Source organism: Solirubrobacter phytolaccae (assembly GCF_027587195.1).
GTDB classification, from domain to species: Bacteria; Actinomycetota; Thermoleophilia; order Solirubrobacterales; family Solirubrobacteraceae; genus Solirubrobacter; species Solirubrobacter phytolaccae.
Window position 1 is genome coordinate 120,034 of record NZ_JAPDDP010000010.1, and the last position, 16,216, is coordinate 136,249.

Annotated in this window: 15 protein-coding genes; 1 reads left to right on the forward strand and 14 read right to left on the reverse strand. The window is 72.9% G+C overall.

Features of this window, described 5'->3' with window-relative positions:
- The 12 genes from OJ997_RS07910 to OJ997_RS07965 all read right to left on the reverse strand — a co-directional run bounded on the left by OJ997_RS07910 (window position 1) and on the right by OJ997_RS07965 (window position 13,068).
- Complete coding sequence (locus OJ997_RS07910; protein WP_270024527.1) at window positions 1-1,542, reverse strand: FG-GAP repeat domain-containing protein; 1,542 nt, start codon at window positions 1,540-1,542, stop codon at window positions 1-3.
- Window positions 1,543-1,585: 43 nt separating this feature from the next.
- Complete coding sequence (locus OJ997_RS07915) at window positions 1,586-3,112, reverse strand: FG-GAP repeat domain-containing protein (protein ID WP_270024528.1); 1,527 nt, start codon at window positions 3,110-3,112, stop codon at window positions 1,586-1,588.
- 42 nt (window positions 3,113-3,154) lie between these two features.
- Complete coding sequence (locus OJ997_RS07920) at window positions 3,155-4,735, reverse strand: FG-GAP repeat domain-containing protein (protein ID WP_270024529.1); 1,581 nt, start codon at window positions 4,733-4,735, stop codon at window positions 3,155-3,157.
- Window positions 4,732-6,120 carry a sigma-70 family RNA polymerase sigma factor gene (locus OJ997_RS07925; RefSeq protein WP_270024530.1) on the reverse strand — a complete coding sequence of 463 codons (1,389 nt, stop codon included), beginning with the start codon at window positions 6,118-6,120 and terminating at the stop codon, window positions 4,732-4,734. Before OJ997_RS07925 ends, OJ997_RS07920 begins: the two co-directional genes overlap by 4 nt.
- A gap of 68 nt (window positions 6,121-6,188) precedes the next feature.
- Window positions 6,189-6,869, reverse strand: coding sequence for a hypothetical protein (locus OJ997_RS07930; protein ID WP_270024531.1), 681 nt, complete (start codon window positions 6,867-6,869; stop codon window positions 6,189-6,191).
- A 90-nt stretch (window positions 6,870-6,959) separates the two neighbouring features.
- Window positions 6,960-7,283, reverse strand: coding sequence for an STAS domain-containing protein (locus tag OJ997_RS07935; protein ID WP_270024532.1), 324 nt, complete (start codon window positions 7,281-7,283; stop codon window positions 6,960-6,962).
- Window positions 7,284-7,296: 13 nt separating this feature from the next.
- Window positions 7,297-8,712 carry a SpoIIE family protein phosphatase gene (locus OJ997_RS07940; RefSeq protein WP_270024533.1) on the reverse strand — a complete coding sequence of 472 codons (1,416 nt, stop codon included), beginning with the start codon at window positions 8,710-8,712 and terminating at the stop codon, window positions 7,297-7,299.
- Window positions 8,712-10,436: an ATP-binding protein gene (locus OJ997_RS07945; protein WP_270024534.1), complete on the reverse strand. Its 1,725-nt coding sequence runs from the start codon at window positions 10,434-10,436 to the stop codon at window positions 8,712-8,714. The genes OJ997_RS07940 and OJ997_RS07945 overlap by 1 nt, the downstream gene beginning before the upstream one ends.
- The gene (locus OJ997_RS07950; RefSeq protein WP_270024535.1) at window positions 10,433-11,410 is read right to left on the reverse strand and encodes an ATP-binding protein; all 978 of its coding nucleotides are present in this window, start codon (window positions 11,408-11,410) and stop codon (window positions 10,433-10,435) included. Before OJ997_RS07950 ends, OJ997_RS07945 begins: the two co-directional genes overlap by 4 nt.
- Window positions 11,401-11,799 (reverse strand): ATP-binding protein, encoded by a 399-nt coding sequence (locus tag OJ997_RS07955; RefSeq protein ID WP_272599503.1) that lies wholly within the window; start codon window positions 11,797-11,799, stop codon window positions 11,401-11,403. Before OJ997_RS07955 ends, OJ997_RS07950 begins: the two co-directional genes overlap by 10 nt.
- On the reverse strand, window positions 11,786-12,190 hold the full coding sequence (locus OJ997_RS07960) for an STAS domain-containing protein (RefSeq protein WP_270024537.1): 405 nt from the start codon (window positions 12,188-12,190) through the stop codon (window positions 11,786-11,788). The genes OJ997_RS07955 and OJ997_RS07960 overlap by 14 nt, the downstream gene beginning before the upstream one ends.
- Window positions 12,191-12,204: 14 nt before the next feature.
- The gene (locus OJ997_RS07965) at window positions 12,205-13,068 is read right to left on the reverse strand and encodes an STAS domain-containing protein (RefSeq protein WP_372517878.1); all 864 of its coding nucleotides are present in this window, start codon (window positions 13,066-13,068) and stop codon (window positions 12,205-12,207) included.
- Between the two features lie 66 nt (window positions 13,069-13,134).
- Here OJ997_RS07965 and OJ997_RS07970 point away from each other — a divergent pair, with 66 nt between their 5' ends.
- Window positions 13,135-13,287, forward strand: coding sequence for a hypothetical protein (locus OJ997_RS07970; RefSeq protein WP_270024539.1), 153 nt, complete (start codon window positions 13,135-13,137; stop codon window positions 13,285-13,287).
- On the opposite strand, the gene OJ997_RS07975 is transcribed toward OJ997_RS07970, so the two are convergent.
- Both OJ997_RS07975 and OJ997_RS07980 read right to left on the reverse strand, forming a co-directional pair.
- Window positions 13,284-15,668, reverse strand: a complete 2,385-nt coding sequence (locus OJ997_RS07975) for an MXAN_6230/SCO0854 family RING domain-containing protein (protein WP_270024540.1) — start codon at window positions 15,666-15,668, stop codon at window positions 13,284-13,286. The genes OJ997_RS07970 and OJ997_RS07975 overlap by 4 nt on opposite strands.
- A 95-nt stretch (window positions 15,669-15,763) precedes the next feature.
- A partial coding sequence (locus OJ997_RS07980; RefSeq protein WP_270024541.1) for a mannosyltransferase YkcB-related protein occupies window positions 15,764-16,216 on the reverse strand: 453 nt, incomplete at its 5' end.

Here is a 16,216-nt window from a genome sequence, read left to right on the forward strand (position 1 = left end):
TCAGCACTTCGGCCCCGAGAGCGGCACGCACCGCCGGCCCTCGATGAACGGCGCCTTCACGGCCTTGCGCAACGCGGCGCGCGAACGGCCGTAGTTCTTGACCTTGCGCGTGAGCGTCATCCCGTTGTAGCCCGGGGCGGTCACGGTGACGGTGAAGGTCGCCTTGCGCTTGAGCTTCTTGTTGCGCAGCTTGGTCAGCGTCACCGTCTTCGCCTTGGTGGTGAGCGTCTGGCTGACCTTGCACGGCTTGCAGTAGATCCGCACACGCGAGCCGATCGGCGCGTCGCGCAGCTTGACGGAGGTGAGCTTGACGGTGGTCTTCGACACCGACCAGCCGAGCACCAGACGGGCGCTGAGCGAGGGCGTCGGCGGGATCGGCGGTGGTGGTGGCGGCGGGGGCGGAGGGCCGGGCGGATCGGGCGTCGTGTTGAGCAGGACGGTCACGTTCGAGCTGGTGCCGTTTGCTGCCGCCACGTCGGGCTTGCCGTCGCGGTTGAAGTCCTCGGCCACGATGCCGTACGGGTTCGTGCCGACCGACAACGGCGAGCCGCTGTCGTGGGCGAACGTGCCGTCGGGTCGGCGCAGCAGCACGTTCACGGCGCTGGTGCGGTGGGTGCCGACGGCGAGGTCGATGAGGCCGTCACGGTTGAAGTCGGCTGCTGCGAGACCGACGGGGCCGCCCGGCGAGGCCATCGGCGAACCCGCCATCTCGGTGAAACCGCCGCCCGACTCGCGCCTGAGCAGGATCACCGTGTCCGATAGGTAGTTGGTGAGCGCCAGGTCGAGCAGTCCGTCACCGGTGAAGTCGGCGGCCGCGGTCATCCACGGGTCGGAGCCGACCGGGATCGGCGTGCCCTCCGGCAGAAGGCTGCCGTCGGGCTGGGTGATGAGGATCGACAGCGTCCTGCTGCCGATGCTGGTGACGGCGAGGTCCGGCCGCCCGTCCGCGTTGAAGTCGGCGGCGGTGATGTACCGCGTCCCTGAGCCCGTCGCGATCGCGGCGCCCTCGGCCACGAACGTCCCGTCGCGGCGCTGGCGCAGGATCTGCACGGTGCCGGCGTCGTATTGGCCGACCGCGAGGTCGATGAACCCGTCGCCGTTGAAGTCGGCGGCCGCCATCGAGGCGGCAGGCCCCGTGGCGACGGGCGACGAGGGCGCGGACAACCAGCCGGACGGCGGGTTGCGCAGCAGGATGGACGCGGTGCCGGCGTAGTACCCGTCGGCGGCGAAGTCCGGCCAGCCGTCACGGTTGAAGTCGGCCACCGCGCCGAAGTTCGGACCATCCCCGACCGCGACAGCGGCCTCGGCGGCGAACCCGCCGCCGGGCTGGCGCAGCAGCGGGGTGATGGAGTCCCCGCCGCTGTTGACGCTGATCAGGTCCGGGAGCCCGTCCCGGTTGAGGTCCACCGGGTACAGCCCGACCGGGCTCGCCCCCACGACGAACGGTGACCCGATCTCCTGGAGGAACGACGCGTGGGCAGGCGAGGCGGTGGCGGCGAGGACGGCGAGCGCCACGCCGGTCCGGAAAAGCGACTTCTTCATCGGCCCGGGAGAAGGTAGCCATCTCGCGAGCCGATGGACCCCATCAGCACTTGGTCCCCGCCGCGAGCGCGACGCACCTGCGCGTCTCGACGAAGGGCGCCTTGACCGCTTTGCGCAGGGCCTTCTTGGTGCGTCCGTAGTTCTTGACCTTGCGCGTGAACGTGAGCCCGTTGTGGCCCGGAGCCGTGATCGTCACGGTGAAGGTCGCCTTGCGCTTGAGCCGCTTGTCACGCAGCTTGGAGATCGTGACGGTCTTGGCCTTGGCGGTGAGCGTCTGACTGACCTTGCAGGTCTTGCAGAAGATCCGCACCCGCGCGCCGACCGGGACGTCGCGCAGCCGCGCCGAGTTGATCTTCACCGAGGTCTTGGACACCGTCCACGCGAGCACGAGCCGCGCGTTGATCGACGGCGTCGGCGGCGGCGGTGGCGGAGGCGGCGGCGTCGTCGGGTCCGGGGTCGTGTTGAGCAGGACGGTCACCGAGTCGGCGGTCCGGTTGGAGATCGCGAGGTCGGGCTTGCCGTCCAGGTTGAAGTCGGGGGCCACGACCGTGGCCGGGTTCGAGCCGGTGGCAAGCGGTGAGCCGCTGTCGAGCGTGTACGTTCCGCCGGGTTGACGGAGCAGGACGCTGACGGTGTTCGCGTTGTGGCTGGTCACGGCGAGGTCCAGCAACCCGTCGCGGTTGAAGTCCGCGGTCGCGAGCCCCATCGGGGCACCCGCGACCGGTGTCGTCGAGGCCGTGAAGCCTCCCGCGGCGCCGCGCTCGAGCAGCGAGACCGTGTCCGAGCCGTTGTTGGCGACGGCAAGGTCGGTCCGTCCGTCGCCGTTGAGGTCGCCCGCGACCACGAACCAGGGCGACGCGCCGACCGTGATCGGTGAGCCCGCCTCTTCCTGGAAGCCGCCGCCCGCCTTGCCGAGCAGGACCGTGACCGTGCCGCCGACGGTGTTGGTGACCGCGAGGTCGGGGCGGCCGTCGGCGTTGAAGTCGGCGCTGGCGAGGTAGCGCGGCCCGAGGCCGGTCGCGAGCGCCGGGCCCTCCTGGCTGAACGTGCCGTCGACGCGCTGCTGCAGGATGGTCACCGTGTTGCCCGAGTACTGCCCGACGGCGAGGTCGACGAGCCCGTCGCCGTTGAAGTCCGCCGACGCGATCGCGCCGAGCTGGCCGGTGGCCACCGGCGTGGCGGGCGCGGGCAGGAAGCCGCCCGCCGGATTGCGCAGCGAGACGCTCGCCGTGCCCGGGTCCCAGCCGCTGACCGCGAAGTCGGGCCAGCCGTCCCGGTTGAAGTCCGCGACCGTGCCCCAGTTGGAGGCGGCGGCCACCGTCGTGACGCCCTCCGTCGTGAACCCGCCCGTCGGCTGGCGCACCAGCAGCGAGGCCGTGCCGGCCCCACCGTTGATCGCGACGATGTCCGGGCGCCCATCACGGTTGAAGTCGGAGCTGACCATGCCCCAGGGAATCGACCCGACCGCGAACGGCGAGCCGATCTCCTGCAAAAAGGCGGCATGGGCGGGCGGTGCGGCGACGACGAGCACGGCCAGGGCCGCACCGATCCAGCGAAACGGCTTCTTCATGGGCGCGAGAGACGGTACCTGGACCGCGCTCGCGCTACGCCATCAGCACTTCGCGCCGGCCGCGAGCGGAACGCACTTGCGCGTCTCGCTGAACGGCGCCTTCACGGCCTTGCGCAGCGCCTTCTTCGTGCGCCCGTACTGCTTGACCTTGCGCGTGAACGTCAGGCCGTTCCAGCCCGGCTTGGAGATCGTCACCGTGAACGTGGCGCCCCGCTTGAGCCGCTTGTCGACGAGCTTGGGCAGCGACAGCGTCGTCTTCTTGGCCTTGATCGTCTGGCTGACCTTGCACGCCTTGCACGAGACCTTCACGGTCGAGCCACCCGCCGGCAGGTCGCGCAGCGTGGCCGAGTTCAGCCGCACGCTGGCCTTCGTGATCGTCCAGGTGAGGATGAGCCGCGCGTTGACCGACGGTGCCGTCGGCGTGGGCGTCGGTCCTGGGCCGGGCACGGGACCGGGCCCGGGCGGCGTCGGCGGCGGGGTCGGGGCCGGCGTCGTGTTCAGCAGCACCGTCAGGTTGTTCGACTGGTCGTTCGTGATCGCCAGGTCGGGCTTGCCGTCGACGTTGAAGTCGGCGGTGGCGAGCTGGTTCGGGCCGTCGGCGCCCGGATACGGCGAGCCCACTTCAGGGTTGAACCCGGTCGTGGTGCGCAGGAGCACGGACACGTTGTCGCTCGTGTTGTTCGCGGTCGCCAGATCGAGCAGGCCGTCGCCGTTGAAGTCCGCGGCGGCCAGGCCGTACGGCCCGTCGCCGACGGCGAACGGCGAGCCCGGCAGCGGGCTGAACGCGCCGTTGCCCTGGCCGACGAGGACGGAGACGTTGTCGTTGTTCGAGTTCACGACGGCCAGGTCGAGACGCGTGTCACCGGTGAAGTCGCGGGCGACGAGCGCGACGGGCCCGTCCCCCACGGCGATCGGGGAGCCGGGCGCCGCGTCGAACCCGGCCTGCCCGACGGGCCGCCGCAGCAGCACGGTGAGCGAGTCGCCGACGACGTTGGAGACCGCGACGTCCGGGCGGGTGTCGCCGTTGAAGTCGCCGACCGCGATGTAGCGCGGCCGCAGGCCGGTCGACGGCGCGTTGCCCTCCGCGACGAAGCTGCCGTTCACCTGCTGGAGCAGCACCGTGAGGCCGTCGGCGTCGTAGCGGGAGGCGACCAGGTCCAGCAGGCCGTCGGCGTTGAAGTCGGCGGCCGCGATCGCACCGGCCTTGGCGACGCTGTAGGGCGACCCGTTGGCGGACATGAACCCGCCCGCGACACGCAGGTGCACGGTCACCGCGCCCGGCGCGTTGTACCCGGCGACCGCGACGTCGGGCACGTTGTCGCGATTGAAGTCGCCGACCACGCCGTACGCCGGACCGGCGGCCACCGTCGTGGTGCCCTCGATCTGGAAGCCACCGGCGGGCCGGCGCAGGATCGTGGTGCCGAAGTTCGTGGACCCGTTCAGCGCCATCACGTCCGGCAGGCCGTCGCGGTTGAAGTCAGCGGTGACGACGCCGTACGGCTGGCTCCCGACGGGGAACGGAGAGCCCAGCTCCTGCAGGAACGAGGCGTTCGCCGGGGCGGCGGTGGCGGCGATTGCGACAACTCCGCCGAGGGCGGCGGTCCAGCGGGCCAGCGTGCTCATCCATGGCTAGCCTCGCGGCGAGGGCCGGGGTGGTCAAGGTCTCCGCCTCCTCGATCGTCCAGGGGTGCCCGACCGGACGGGACTTCGCCCGGCTCGTCGCGGAGGGTGTAGCGAGGTTCGCGTGCTGACCTTTCGGTGCCCGGCTCCGGCTCGGTCTGGGGCGCGCGGTCGAGGCGGACCTCCGGCTCGGCCCCGGTCCGCGCCGGGCGTTCGCCGCGCGAGTCGGGCTGCGTCTCGGTCCGCGCCGGGCGGTCGCCGCGCGACTCGAACTCCGCCTCGTCGCGCTCACGCGGCTCGGGCCCGGCGCGCGGCGTTCGGCGCGCGGCCGTCGCCGCGTTCCCATCAGGCGTCGCCGTTGCCGTCGGCGTGCGTGGCGGCGTCGCGGCCGTGGCCGTCGCGGCCGGGGTCGGCGTGGCCGTGGGTCGGGGCTTCGGGGTGGGTGTCGGCGTGTGCGCGGCGGCCTTTGCGGCGGCGGCGCGGCCGAACTCCTCGTGCCGCTCGACCCCCGGCACCGAGAGCGATCCGCCGGCGACGACCGCCACGACGGCGGTGGAGCGGAACGCGGCCCCGGCGGTGGGCGCGGACGTCGTGAAGAGGCCGTTGACCCAGGTCATCACGTTCCAGGCCACGCCGCTGACCGGGGCGAACGCGAGCCGCGTGCGTGAGATCGGCCGGTACGCGCGGCAGGCCACGCACGCCTTCAGGTGTCCACGCACCCGGCGCGAGCGCGCGCGGCGCAGGTCGGGGCCGGCGAGGATCAGGCGGATCGACGCGCAGTCGGCCTCGCGGGCGTCGGCCGCGGCCGTCAACGCGGCGCGCGCGTCGAATACGGCCTGGCGCGCCGCGCCGGGCGCGATCCCGAGCGAGCGGCCGATCTCGTCGTAGGTGAGCCCGGTCTCCGCGCGCAGGAGCAGCGGTGCGCGCAGCCGGTCGGGCAGGGCGGCGACGTCGGCGACCAGGGTCGCGAGCCGCTCCTTGACCACGACCGCATCGTGCGGGTCTCCCCCGCCGCCGAGCGCGTCGACGTCGAGCGGGGCGAACTCCCGGCGCACACGGGCGAGCGAGCACGCCTCGTGATGCGCGATCCGGGACAGCCACGGCCGCGGCGCGCCCCGGAGCTGGCCGGAGCGCAGCGCGCCGAAGGCCTTGATGAGCGCGTTCTGGACGGCGTCGCGCGCGTCGTCATCGCTGCGCAGCACGCGCCGGCTGACGATCAGCAGGCGCGCCTCATGCCGGCGCACGAGCACGTCGAACGCGTCCTCGGAGCCCGCGGCCACCAGGGCCGCGAGGCGCTCGTCGTCGGCATCGCGGAGCACGGCCGGCGCCGCGCCGCCGGCGGCAGGCACCGAGGTGGTGCCGGGCGAGGACTCGGTGGCGTCGGGCACGCCGCAAGTTGTCGACTCCGGCCGTAAGCCGGAGCCGACAATCAGCGAAGGATCAGTGAAGAGTCTCCTTAGAACCGCTGGCCGCGACCACCCCGGCCGTAGCCGGCCGGCTCGGCGCCCGCCTCTCGGCCCTCGCCCTCCGGGCAGTCCTCGCGGTCGCCGTCGGCGGCGGGCGTGGTCGGCGTCGTCGTGTCCGTCCCACCCGTCGCCGTCACGGTCGCGGCGACCTGCGTCGCGGCCGCGGTCAACGCCGCGCGCGCCTCGTCGGTGAGCTCGTCGTCGGCGAGCGCGTCCGCGATGTCCTCGGCGTCACCCGCCGCGTCGCGGTTGATCTGCGCGACCACGCGCGCGAGCTCGGTCTTGCCGGCCGCGGCGGCGACGATCGCGTCCCGGCCGTCGAGCGCGGCCTTCAGCGTCGTGGCCAGCCCGGTGACGTTGTCGCCCGTGGCCCCGTCGAACGCGCCGACGGTCGCGCTCACGACGCGCCCCTGAGCACGCGCCACGGCACTCAGCGACGCGACGTCGGCCTTGCGCAGCGCGGTCTTCTGCGCCGACGCGACGTTGCGCCGGACGCTCGTGAGCTGCGTGGCGGCGGCTTCGCCGTCCGCGACGCGGTCGGTCGCGCGGTCGAGCGCGCGCTCGACCGTCTTGAGCTTCGCGTCAACACGGGTTGTCGCGGCTGCGGGCGACGCCAGCAGCCCGACGGCGAGTACGGCGCCGAGCGCCGCACGGGTGATGCGATGAGACAAGGGTGTCCTCCTCAGACAGGGGAGTTGGAGAGGGTTCACCCAGCTGGACGCGCCGAAGCGCCCGCGCGTCGGCTGTGACTTAGGAGACTCTTACGCGCGCGCCGCGAACGGCAACGCCTGATCCAGCCCGGAGAGCACGAACGCCCGGTGGACCTGCGGCGGCCCGGCGATCACGGAGTACTCGTAGCCCGCCGCCTCGGCCGCGTTGTGGAAGCGCACGAGCACGCCGAGGCCCGACGAGTCGATGAACTCGAGCTCCGACAGGTCCAGCGTGAGCGCGCCGCCCGCCTCGCGGGCCTCCGTCAGCGCCTCATTGAGGTCCGGGGCGCCCGCCAGATCAAGCTCGCCGGTGAGGACGAGCACCACCCCTGCTCCTGCTTCGCGGGTGGTGATCTTGAACACGGGCAGATTCATCGTGGGCGTAACCCTAGTGGACCTGCCGCTCGGCGAGCAGCAGTGCGACGTCGTCGCGCGGGTGGGCGTCGCCGACCAGCGACGTGACGACGTGCAGGCGGAGCGCCTCGAGTCCCTCGATGCCCGCGCAGGCCTGGACGAGCCGCTCGAGCCCGTCGTCGATCATCTCCCCCGGCCGTTCGACGAGCCCGTCCGTGTAGAGGACGAGCCGGTCGCCCGGGGCGAACGTGAACGTGGACTCCTCGTAGTGCGCGCCGACCACGCCGAGCACGACGTCATGCGTCTCGACGGCGAGACGCGGCGGCCCGCCGGCCGGGATGAGCACGGGCGGCGGGTGCCCCGCGGACACCATCCGCACCTCGTCGGAGTCGTGCGAGAGCGCGAGGATGCACATCGTCGCCATGTCGGTGAGCTCGGTGCCGGTGACCAGCTCGTTCAGGCGCCGGACCGACTCCGCGAGCCCGAACCCCTCGTGCGCGTACACGCGCAGGGAGTGACGCAGCTGGCCGGCCTGCGTGGCCGCGGCGATGCCGTGCCCGGCGACGTCGCCGATCACGAGCCACAGGCCGCCGTCGGCCTCGATCACGTCGTACCAGTCGCCGCCGACGATGAGCTCCTGCTCGGCCGCGAGGTGCCACGCGTGCAGCGCGAGCCGCTCGTCCGACGGCAGCCGCTCGGGCAGCAGCGACTGCTGCAGCGTGCGCGAGATGGTCTGCTCACGGACGAAGGCCTCCGCCCGCTCGCGCTCGCTGCGGCGCGCGACCGTGATGTCGCTGAGCGTGACGACCAGCCGCGGCGACTTGCCCAGCTCGTCGGGGACGAGGTCCACGCGCACGCTGTGCGTACGGTCGCCCAGCGCGAGCTCGCCGCTGTCGCGCCCGACGTCCAGCGCGTCGACACGTGTGCCGACGACGCCCTCGCCGAACGCGGCCATGAACGCCCGGTTCGCCCGCACGACCACGCCGTCGCCGTCGAGCACCGCGACCGCGTCGGAGATCGCGTCGAACGTCGTCCGCCACTCCGCGGCCGCGAGCCGCACCTCGGTCTCCAGGTTGCGCGCCCGCATCAGCGACCGGATCGTCGCCGCCAGCACGGGCGCCTCGACCGGCTGCGTGAGGTACACGTCGGCGCCCGTCTCGAGCCCTTCGACCTGCGCGTCGGTCTCCAGGAACGTCGCCGACAGCATCAGCACCGGGACGTGGCGCGTGTCCTCGTGCGACTTGATCCGCCGGCACGCCTCGAAGCCGTCCAGGCCCGGCATCTTGACGTCGAGCACCGCGACGTCCGGCGGGGACGCGAGCACGGCCGACACCGCCGACCGCCCGTCCGCGACCTCGGTCACCACGAACCCGGCGCGCCGCAGCATCGTTGCGATCACGTAGCGGCCGATGTCGTCGTCGTCGGCCAGCAGGATCGTCGGCGCGCGCATCACGACCCCGCCCGCGTGGCCAGCGACAGAACCTCCAGGAGCTGGGACCGCGAGGTGCCGGACTTGTCGAGCACGCGCGCGCCGAGCCCTTCCAGCCGCTCCAGCTCGGTGCGATCGAGCAGGCGTGAAGTGTGGATGACCACGGGCACGCTCGCCATCCTGGCATCCGCGCGCATCCGCCGCAGGACCTCGAGCCCGTCCAGGTCCGGCATCGACAGGTCCAGGATGAGCGCCGCGGGCAGGCTCTCGGCCATCGCCTTCAGCGCCGCCTCGCCGCCGGACAGCGGCACCGTGCGCCACGCCGTGTCCCGCAGGTGCGCCTCGACCACGTAGCGCGCGGTCTCGTCGTCGTCGACCACGAGCACCGCGCCGCCGAGATCGCCGATCACGGCCTCGACCACCCGGCGCTCGAGCGGCAGCACGACGTTGAACACCGTGCCGACGCCGACCGTGCTCTTGACGGTCATCTCCCCGCCGAGCAGGGCGACGAGGTTGCGCGCGAGCGACAGCCCGAGCCCGGTGCCCTGGCCGCGCTTCTGCAGCTCGCCCGGGACCTGGACGAACTCGTCGAAGATCCGCGGGAGGTCGTCGGCCGCGATGCCGATGCCGGTATCGGCGACGGTGAAGCGCACACGCTCGCCCTCGAGCTCGGCGCCGACCAGCACCTCGCCGTGCGGCGTGAACTTGACCGCGTTGGAGATCAGGTTGCGCAGGACCTGGATGAGCTTGCCCTCGTCCGTGCGCAGCGTCACCGACGGGCCCGGGAAGTCGAAGCGCAGCTGCACGTCAGTGGTCTGCAGCAGCGGACGGAGCTGGCCGCGGAGGATCACGAGCAGCTCGGAGAGCGTGACGTCCGCGAGGTCGATGTCCAGTCGTCCGGCTTCGATCTTGGCGATGTCCAGCAGGTCGCCGACGAGCCCGAGCTGGTCCTGGGCGACGCGCCGGATGAACCCGACCTGCGTGGCCTGCTCGCTCTCGAGCGCCGGCTCGCCGCTCAGCAGCAGCTCCGCCAGCGCGATGATCGAGTTCAGCGGCGTGCGCAGCTCGTGGCTCATGTCGGCCAGGAACCGCGACTTGCGCTCGTCGGCGTCGCGCAGCCGGTCGGCGCGGTCGTCGAGCTCGGCATAGAGCGCGACGACGCCGGTGTTGGTCTCCTCGAGCTCGCGGTTGAGCGCGAGCATCGCCTTCTGCCGCGCCCGCACCTCGCCGAGCGCCTGCAGCAGCTCCTCGTTCTGGCGTGAGACCTCGTCGAACGGGCTGGCCGCGCCGCGGCGGGCGAGCCCGGCGCGGACCGCGCGCACGTCCGGGCCGATCACGCTCGCCGGCAGCCGCTTGGCCACCATCACGCGCGTGCCCCGGCCCTCGGGCGCGTCGATCTCGAACTCGTCCATCAACTGGCGCACGCCGACGAGCCCGCGGCCGAGGCCGGTGGTCGACGTGTACTCGCCGCGCAGCACCTCGTCGAGGTTCGGGATCCCCGGGCCGTCGTCGGTGACCTGCACGCGCATGTGGTCGCGCGCGCACATGATCCGCACCTCGCCGCCGCCCGCGTAGCGGTGCGCGTTGCGGGCCAGCTCGGACACCGCAGTCGCGATCCGGGTCTGCTCGAGCCGGTCGAAGCCGAGCAGCTCGGCGACGTCCCGGGCGCGCTGGCGCGCCGTCACCACGCCCTCGTCGTGGACGAGGTCCACGCGCGCGACCTCGTCGCCGATCGGCGCCCTCATGCCCGCGCCACCACCACGCTGACGTCGTCACGGCCGCGCTCGAAGTCGCGGATCAGCAGCGCCGCGGTCAGCAGCGGGTCGCGGCGGGCGACGCCGGGATAGGCGGCCAGGTCCCAGCCGCTGCGGAGCCCGTCGGAGTGCATGACCAGCAACCCGCCCGGCGGCAGCTCGTAGTCGAAGGGGCGCGGGCGCTGGATCCCGTGGCCGAGGATCCCCGGCATCGAGACGAGCGAGCGCGACTCGCCGTCGACCACGATCGACGCCGCGATGTTGCCGATGCCCGCGTACTGGAGCTTGTGGGTCCGGCGGTTCCAGTAGGCGACCGCGCCCGCCGCGCCGCGGGTGGACCGCAGAGCACCGTGGATGCGGGTCAGCAGCGCCATCGGGTCCATCCCGGTGCGCAGCTCGCGGACCGCCGCGTTGGCCGCTGCGGCCGCGTCGTCGCCGTGGCCCAGCCCGTCGACCGCCAGGATCGTGACCTGGTCGCCTTCGACGACGTGGCCCCAGGCGTCGCCGCTGGCGGTCTCCCCCGCCATCGGCAGCGCGATCCCGTCCACGCCCGAGTCGGGCGCGTCCGTTCCGAGCCGCGCGAGCACGACCGTGCCCTGCCCGGCGCCGGAGTGCACGTCCATCGCGACCGACAGGCGGCCGATCGCGCCGAGCCCGTTCCCGGGTCCGCCGCCGGTGGAGAAGCCGTCGTCGCGCGCGCGTGCGTAGTTGCCGATGCCCGGGCCGCGGTCGGACGCGATCGCGTCGATCGTGGCGCCGCTGGCCCGGTTGACGCGCAGGATGATCTCGCCGCCGCCGCCGTGGCGGACGAGGTTGGTGGCGAGCTCGGTGACGACGATCGCGGCCTCGCCCTTGCGCTGCTCGTCGAGCCCGAGGTCGTCGGCGAGCTCTTCGACCGCGCGGCGGACCGGGGCGACGCCGGAGGGATCGTCGACGCGGAGCCGCGCGGGAACGCTCAGCGCCATGTCGCCACGCGCACGACGGTCCCGCCCGTCGGGTTCGGGCGGGCGTCGAACTCGTTCACGAGCCGCCGCGCGCCGCCGAACCCGAGGCCGAGGCCCGTGCCCGTGCTGAAGCCGTCGGTGAGCGCCATCTGGATGTCCGGGATGCCGGGGCCGTCGTCCTCGAACGTCGCGAAGACGCCCTGGCGACCGCCGTCCTGCATCAGGCCGGCGCGCAGGCGACCGCCGCCACCGTGGATGATCGTGTTGCGGGCGAGCTCGGAGACCGCGGTGACGAACTTGGTCTGGTCGACGAGCCTCAGCCCGGCCTGCTGCGCCAGCTCCCGGACCTTGTGCCGCGCGCGGACGACGTCCTCGTCGCTGCGCAGCGGCAGGGCCTCATCGGCCGCCAGCGTCCTCCGCCTCCTCTTCGTCGTCGAGCTCCTCGACGGCGGTCGGGGCCGGCAGCATGGCCATGCCGCGCTCGACCGTGAGCGCGGTGCGGACACCCGGCAGGGTGAGGCCGAGGTCGACGAGCGTGATCGCCACGACGGGGCGCATCCCGACCACGACGGTGTCCGCGTCCAGGACGCGGGCGATGCCGGCGATGTCGGACAGCATGCGTCCGATGAACGAGTCGATGAACTCCAGGCCGGAGATGTCGATCAGGACGCCGCGGGCGCCGGTGACCGAGATGCGCTCCGCGAGATCCTCCTGCAGCGCGAGCGCCATCCGGTCGTGCATGTCGACCTGGATGCTCACGAGCAGCAAATGCCCGAGCTTGAGAATCGGGATCCGGTTCACGCGGTCCATGCTCGCTACTCCGCCGACGCTGACTTGCGGCGGACGATCTGGTGGCCCGTGCGCTCGAGCGCGACCGTCACGGCGTCCGCGAGGCTCGACTTGGTCGTGACCTCCGACAGGTCCAGCCCGAGGTGCACGATCGTCTGCGCGATCAGCGGGCGGATGCCGCTGATGATGCAGTCGGCGCCCATGAGCCGGGCGGCGGTGACGGCCTTCAGCAGATGCTGGGCGACCATCGTGTCCACGGTCGGGACACCCGTGATGTCGATGATCGCGATCGCGGAGTCGGTCTCGACGATCCGCTGCAGCAGGCTCTCCATCACGACCTGCGTGCGCGCGCTGTCGAGCGTGCCGATCAGCGGCAGCGCGACGACGCCCTGCCAGAGCTTGACCACCGGCGTGCTGAGCTCGATCAGCTCGTCCTGCTGGCGGCGGATGACCTCCTCGCGCGAGCGCAGGTACGCCTCCGACGTGTAGAGCCCGAGGCCGTCGACGAGCTGCGTGGCGCTCCAGATCGTCGCCACGAGGTCGCCTTCGGTGCTCTTGAGCAGCTCGAACAGCGGCTCCTTGAGCGAGAACACGAACGTCGCGGTCTCGGTCGGGCTGAAGCCACGCGTGGCGCGGGTGCGCGAGAGGGTGGTGAGCTGGTCACGGACGGCGTCCCAGCGCGGGTCCATGATGTCCATCGCGTTCGAGTCGGCGCTGACGGCCTCGACCAGCGCGGTCAAGAAGCGGTCGCTCTCGACCCGCAGCTCGCTCTCGCTGATGAGGTCCGTGCGCACGCCCGGCGCGGCCAGCTGCGCCTTGACCCACTCCGCGAGCAGCGTCTCCCGCTGTCCGCGCAGCACACCCTCAATGACTGACAATCCCTCGCTCATTGGCTCCTCGTCGACCCGTGGAAGCCCTGACCCTATCCGAGCGGGCGAGTGGGTAGGTGAACCGGTATGAACGACGACGACGAGAAGCGCAAGGACGACAACACCCCGGGCGCCGAAGGCGGCGAGTCCTCGGACAACAAGGACACCCCGCCCGCGGCCCCCGCGGACGACGACTCACCGCTGGGCGACACCGACCAGCACTCCAACGCGGACGCCTAGCGCAGCTGCGCGGCGAGGTCGGCTCCGCTGGCGCCCGGGTGGTCCAGCGCGTAGCCGGCCTCGAACGGCACGTCGCCGCGGACGAGGGCCGCGAACATCGGCCCTTCGGGCAGCTCGGTGGGCTCGCCCTCGCCGTCGAGCGCGGCCAGGAACGCCGGGGTCGGCTCCGCGTCGAAGGCGCGCAGCGCGCCGTCTCTCGCCCGCACGATCACGCGCTCGCTCCGTGCGGCGGCGTGGATCGCGGCCAGCTCCCACAGGGTCGGTCGCGCGCCCGCGCCGAAGTAGGTCTGCAGGTCGTGGCCGATGTGGGCGAGGGTCGCGCGGTAGCCCATGACGCTGTGGAAGCGCAGCGTGGGCGGCACGTTCAGGTCGGCCCAGAGCAGCTCGCGAGCCTCGAGGTCGATGACGGCCGGGATGGCGATCTTGGCGTTGCCCTGCAGGTCGAAGCGCTGCTCGACCGTGCGCGGGTCGAAGACCTCGCCGCGACGGCCGCGGCGGGACATGAAGCCGGCGAAGGCGTCGGTCATCGTCTCGAACGGGACGTCGTTGTAGGAGAAGACGAGCATCGCGAGGTGGCGGACGCCGGCCTTGCGGAGCTTCGAGAGGTGCAGGTCGATGAACTCGGAGGCGCCGAGCGGGGCGGGCGCGGACGTGAGGTCGCCGGAGTGCTTCGCGGCGCCGCCCGCGAACTTGAGCTCGGTGTAGTCGCACAGCCCCTGCATGCGCCAGGCGGCGTCGTAGAGCGCGACGCTCAGGTCCAGGTCGACGCGTTGCGTGCCCGGCTCGGTCCAGTGCAGGAACAGGCGCAGGGTGTCGCCGTCCGGCAACGGGAGGCGGCTGCCGCGCGGGACGCGGACCAGGGCGCGGGCGCTGTGGCGCTCGCGGAACGGCACCGTCAGCGCCTTTAGGCCCTCGTCGAGGAGCGCGACGGGGAACGGCTCCAGGCGCGCGGCGCGGGCGAGCAGCTCGGCCTGGATCGTGGTCACGACCTGCGCGACGAGCGCGCCGTCCAGCAGCGGGCGGTCGTCGTCGGTCGTGTAGGCGCTCGTGACCTCCCCGCGCGGGAAGAACACGCGCTTCGGCAGTCGGCGGGTCCGGGCGCGGATCGAGGCCATCGCGGTGAGCAGCAGCGGCGCGGGGACCTGCGGGGCGGCTTCCCGCAGCGCGTCGAGGGCGGCGACCGGGTCCGCGCCGGCGCGCAGCAGGTGGTCGAAGCGGCGGAGCAGCTCGCCGGGGCGGCGGGACGCGAGCGCCAAGGCCAGGTCGAGGTCCTGTGCGACGAGCGCCTCCTCGAGCTGGGTCGCCCACGTGCGGAGGCGCACACGCTCGCGTGTGACCGTGGCGGCGGCGCCCGCCGTGAAGTCGTCGTCCACGCGCGTGCGGCGGATCGCGGCGAACGCCAAGGCCGTGTTCGGATAGCGGACCTGGAACTCGTACGGGTGCAGCTTCTCCCCCACACGCTTCCAGTGGTCGGCGTGGCGGCGGACGTCCTCGGCGAGCTGGTTCTGCGGGATGCCCTCGAGCGTCTGCAGCACGAACCGGCGGAGCGGGCGCGGGATCGACGGCATCGGCTTCGGCGCCTTGACGAGGTCCGCCTCGCCGCCGAGGGCGACGAACAGCACGCGCAGCACGTCGGTGGCGGTCCGTAGGTGCGGCCGGACGAGGTCGAACTCCAGCCAGGTGCCGAAGATCAACGCCATCGTCTCCCGCACGGGCACGTGCTCCGGGACGCGCTCGACGCCGCAGTGGCGCACCAGCACCACGAGGTCCTCGCGGTCCTGCGGGCCGAGCGGGTTCGCCCGGGCGACGAGGGCGTCGAACAGCTCCGCGGCGGTGGCGTCGAGGTCGCGCCCGATGTCGAGCAGCGTCAGCGGGCGCTCGTCCCACAGGCGCTCCCGGGGCGGCGACGGTTGCAGGAACGGGCTGTCGGGCGCGATCCGGCGGTGGCAGATCGGGCAGCCGCTGTAGTCCGTCGCGTCCCAGCAGCGCGAGCACACCAGATGCCCGCATGGGTCGAGGACGTACACGTGATCCACGTTCGTGCAGTTCAGGCACGGCTGCTCGGGGCTGGCGAACACGTGCGCGAGCGTGCGCTCCACGTACAGGGCGAACGTGTCGTCGGGGACCGTGTCCGGGAAGCGCCGGAAGAGCGGGACGTGCGCGACGCCCGCCCCACGGTCGGCGGCCAGCAGCGTGAGGAGCGTGTCGGCGTGCCCGGCGAGCTCGACGCTCGGGATCACCCGCAGCGCCGCCCGCAGCCCGGCGCTGAACACGTAGCCGAGCTCGGCCGCGCGCGTCTCGGTCCGCTCGATCACCTCGTCCGTGCGCGCGTCCGGTCCGCCGCCCGGCTCGAGGAACACGAGCCGCCGGCGACGGACCATCAAAGCAAGCAGAGGGATGGAGAGCGGGCGCACTACCGGTATCCGAAAGTGGGAGAAGGAAGCACGCCCCGGTGCCACCCCTCTAACTGCAGAGACTACGCGGCGCTGCGAATCTCATCGGCGGTGCCCTGCAGGTCGTACAGGCCGTCGACGCTCGTGGCCTTGCCGACCTGCGCGGCGATCGCCATCGCGTCGGTCGCGCCCGTGCGGCCGTCCTGCATGCCGCCCGTGTTCGAGGAGGCGATGATCCAGCGGATCCGCCCGTCCTCGACCGCGTCCGCGAGCCACGCGGCGGTGACGACCGTCTCGCGGCCGGAGAAGCCGCCGATCGCGGCCACGTCGGCGCCCGACTGGATGATCGAGCTCGCCGCGCCCGACTGGCTGGACACGACGACCGTGCCGCCGCCGTTGGCCTTGGCGTAGGCGACCGCCTCGGTCACCGCGCTGGTGTCGCCGCCGAACATGCCGCCGCCACCGCCGCCCGGGCCGCCGAAGCCGCCGCGCGCGGTGCCGCCGCCGTTTGCACCGCCGGCCGCGCCGCCGCCGTT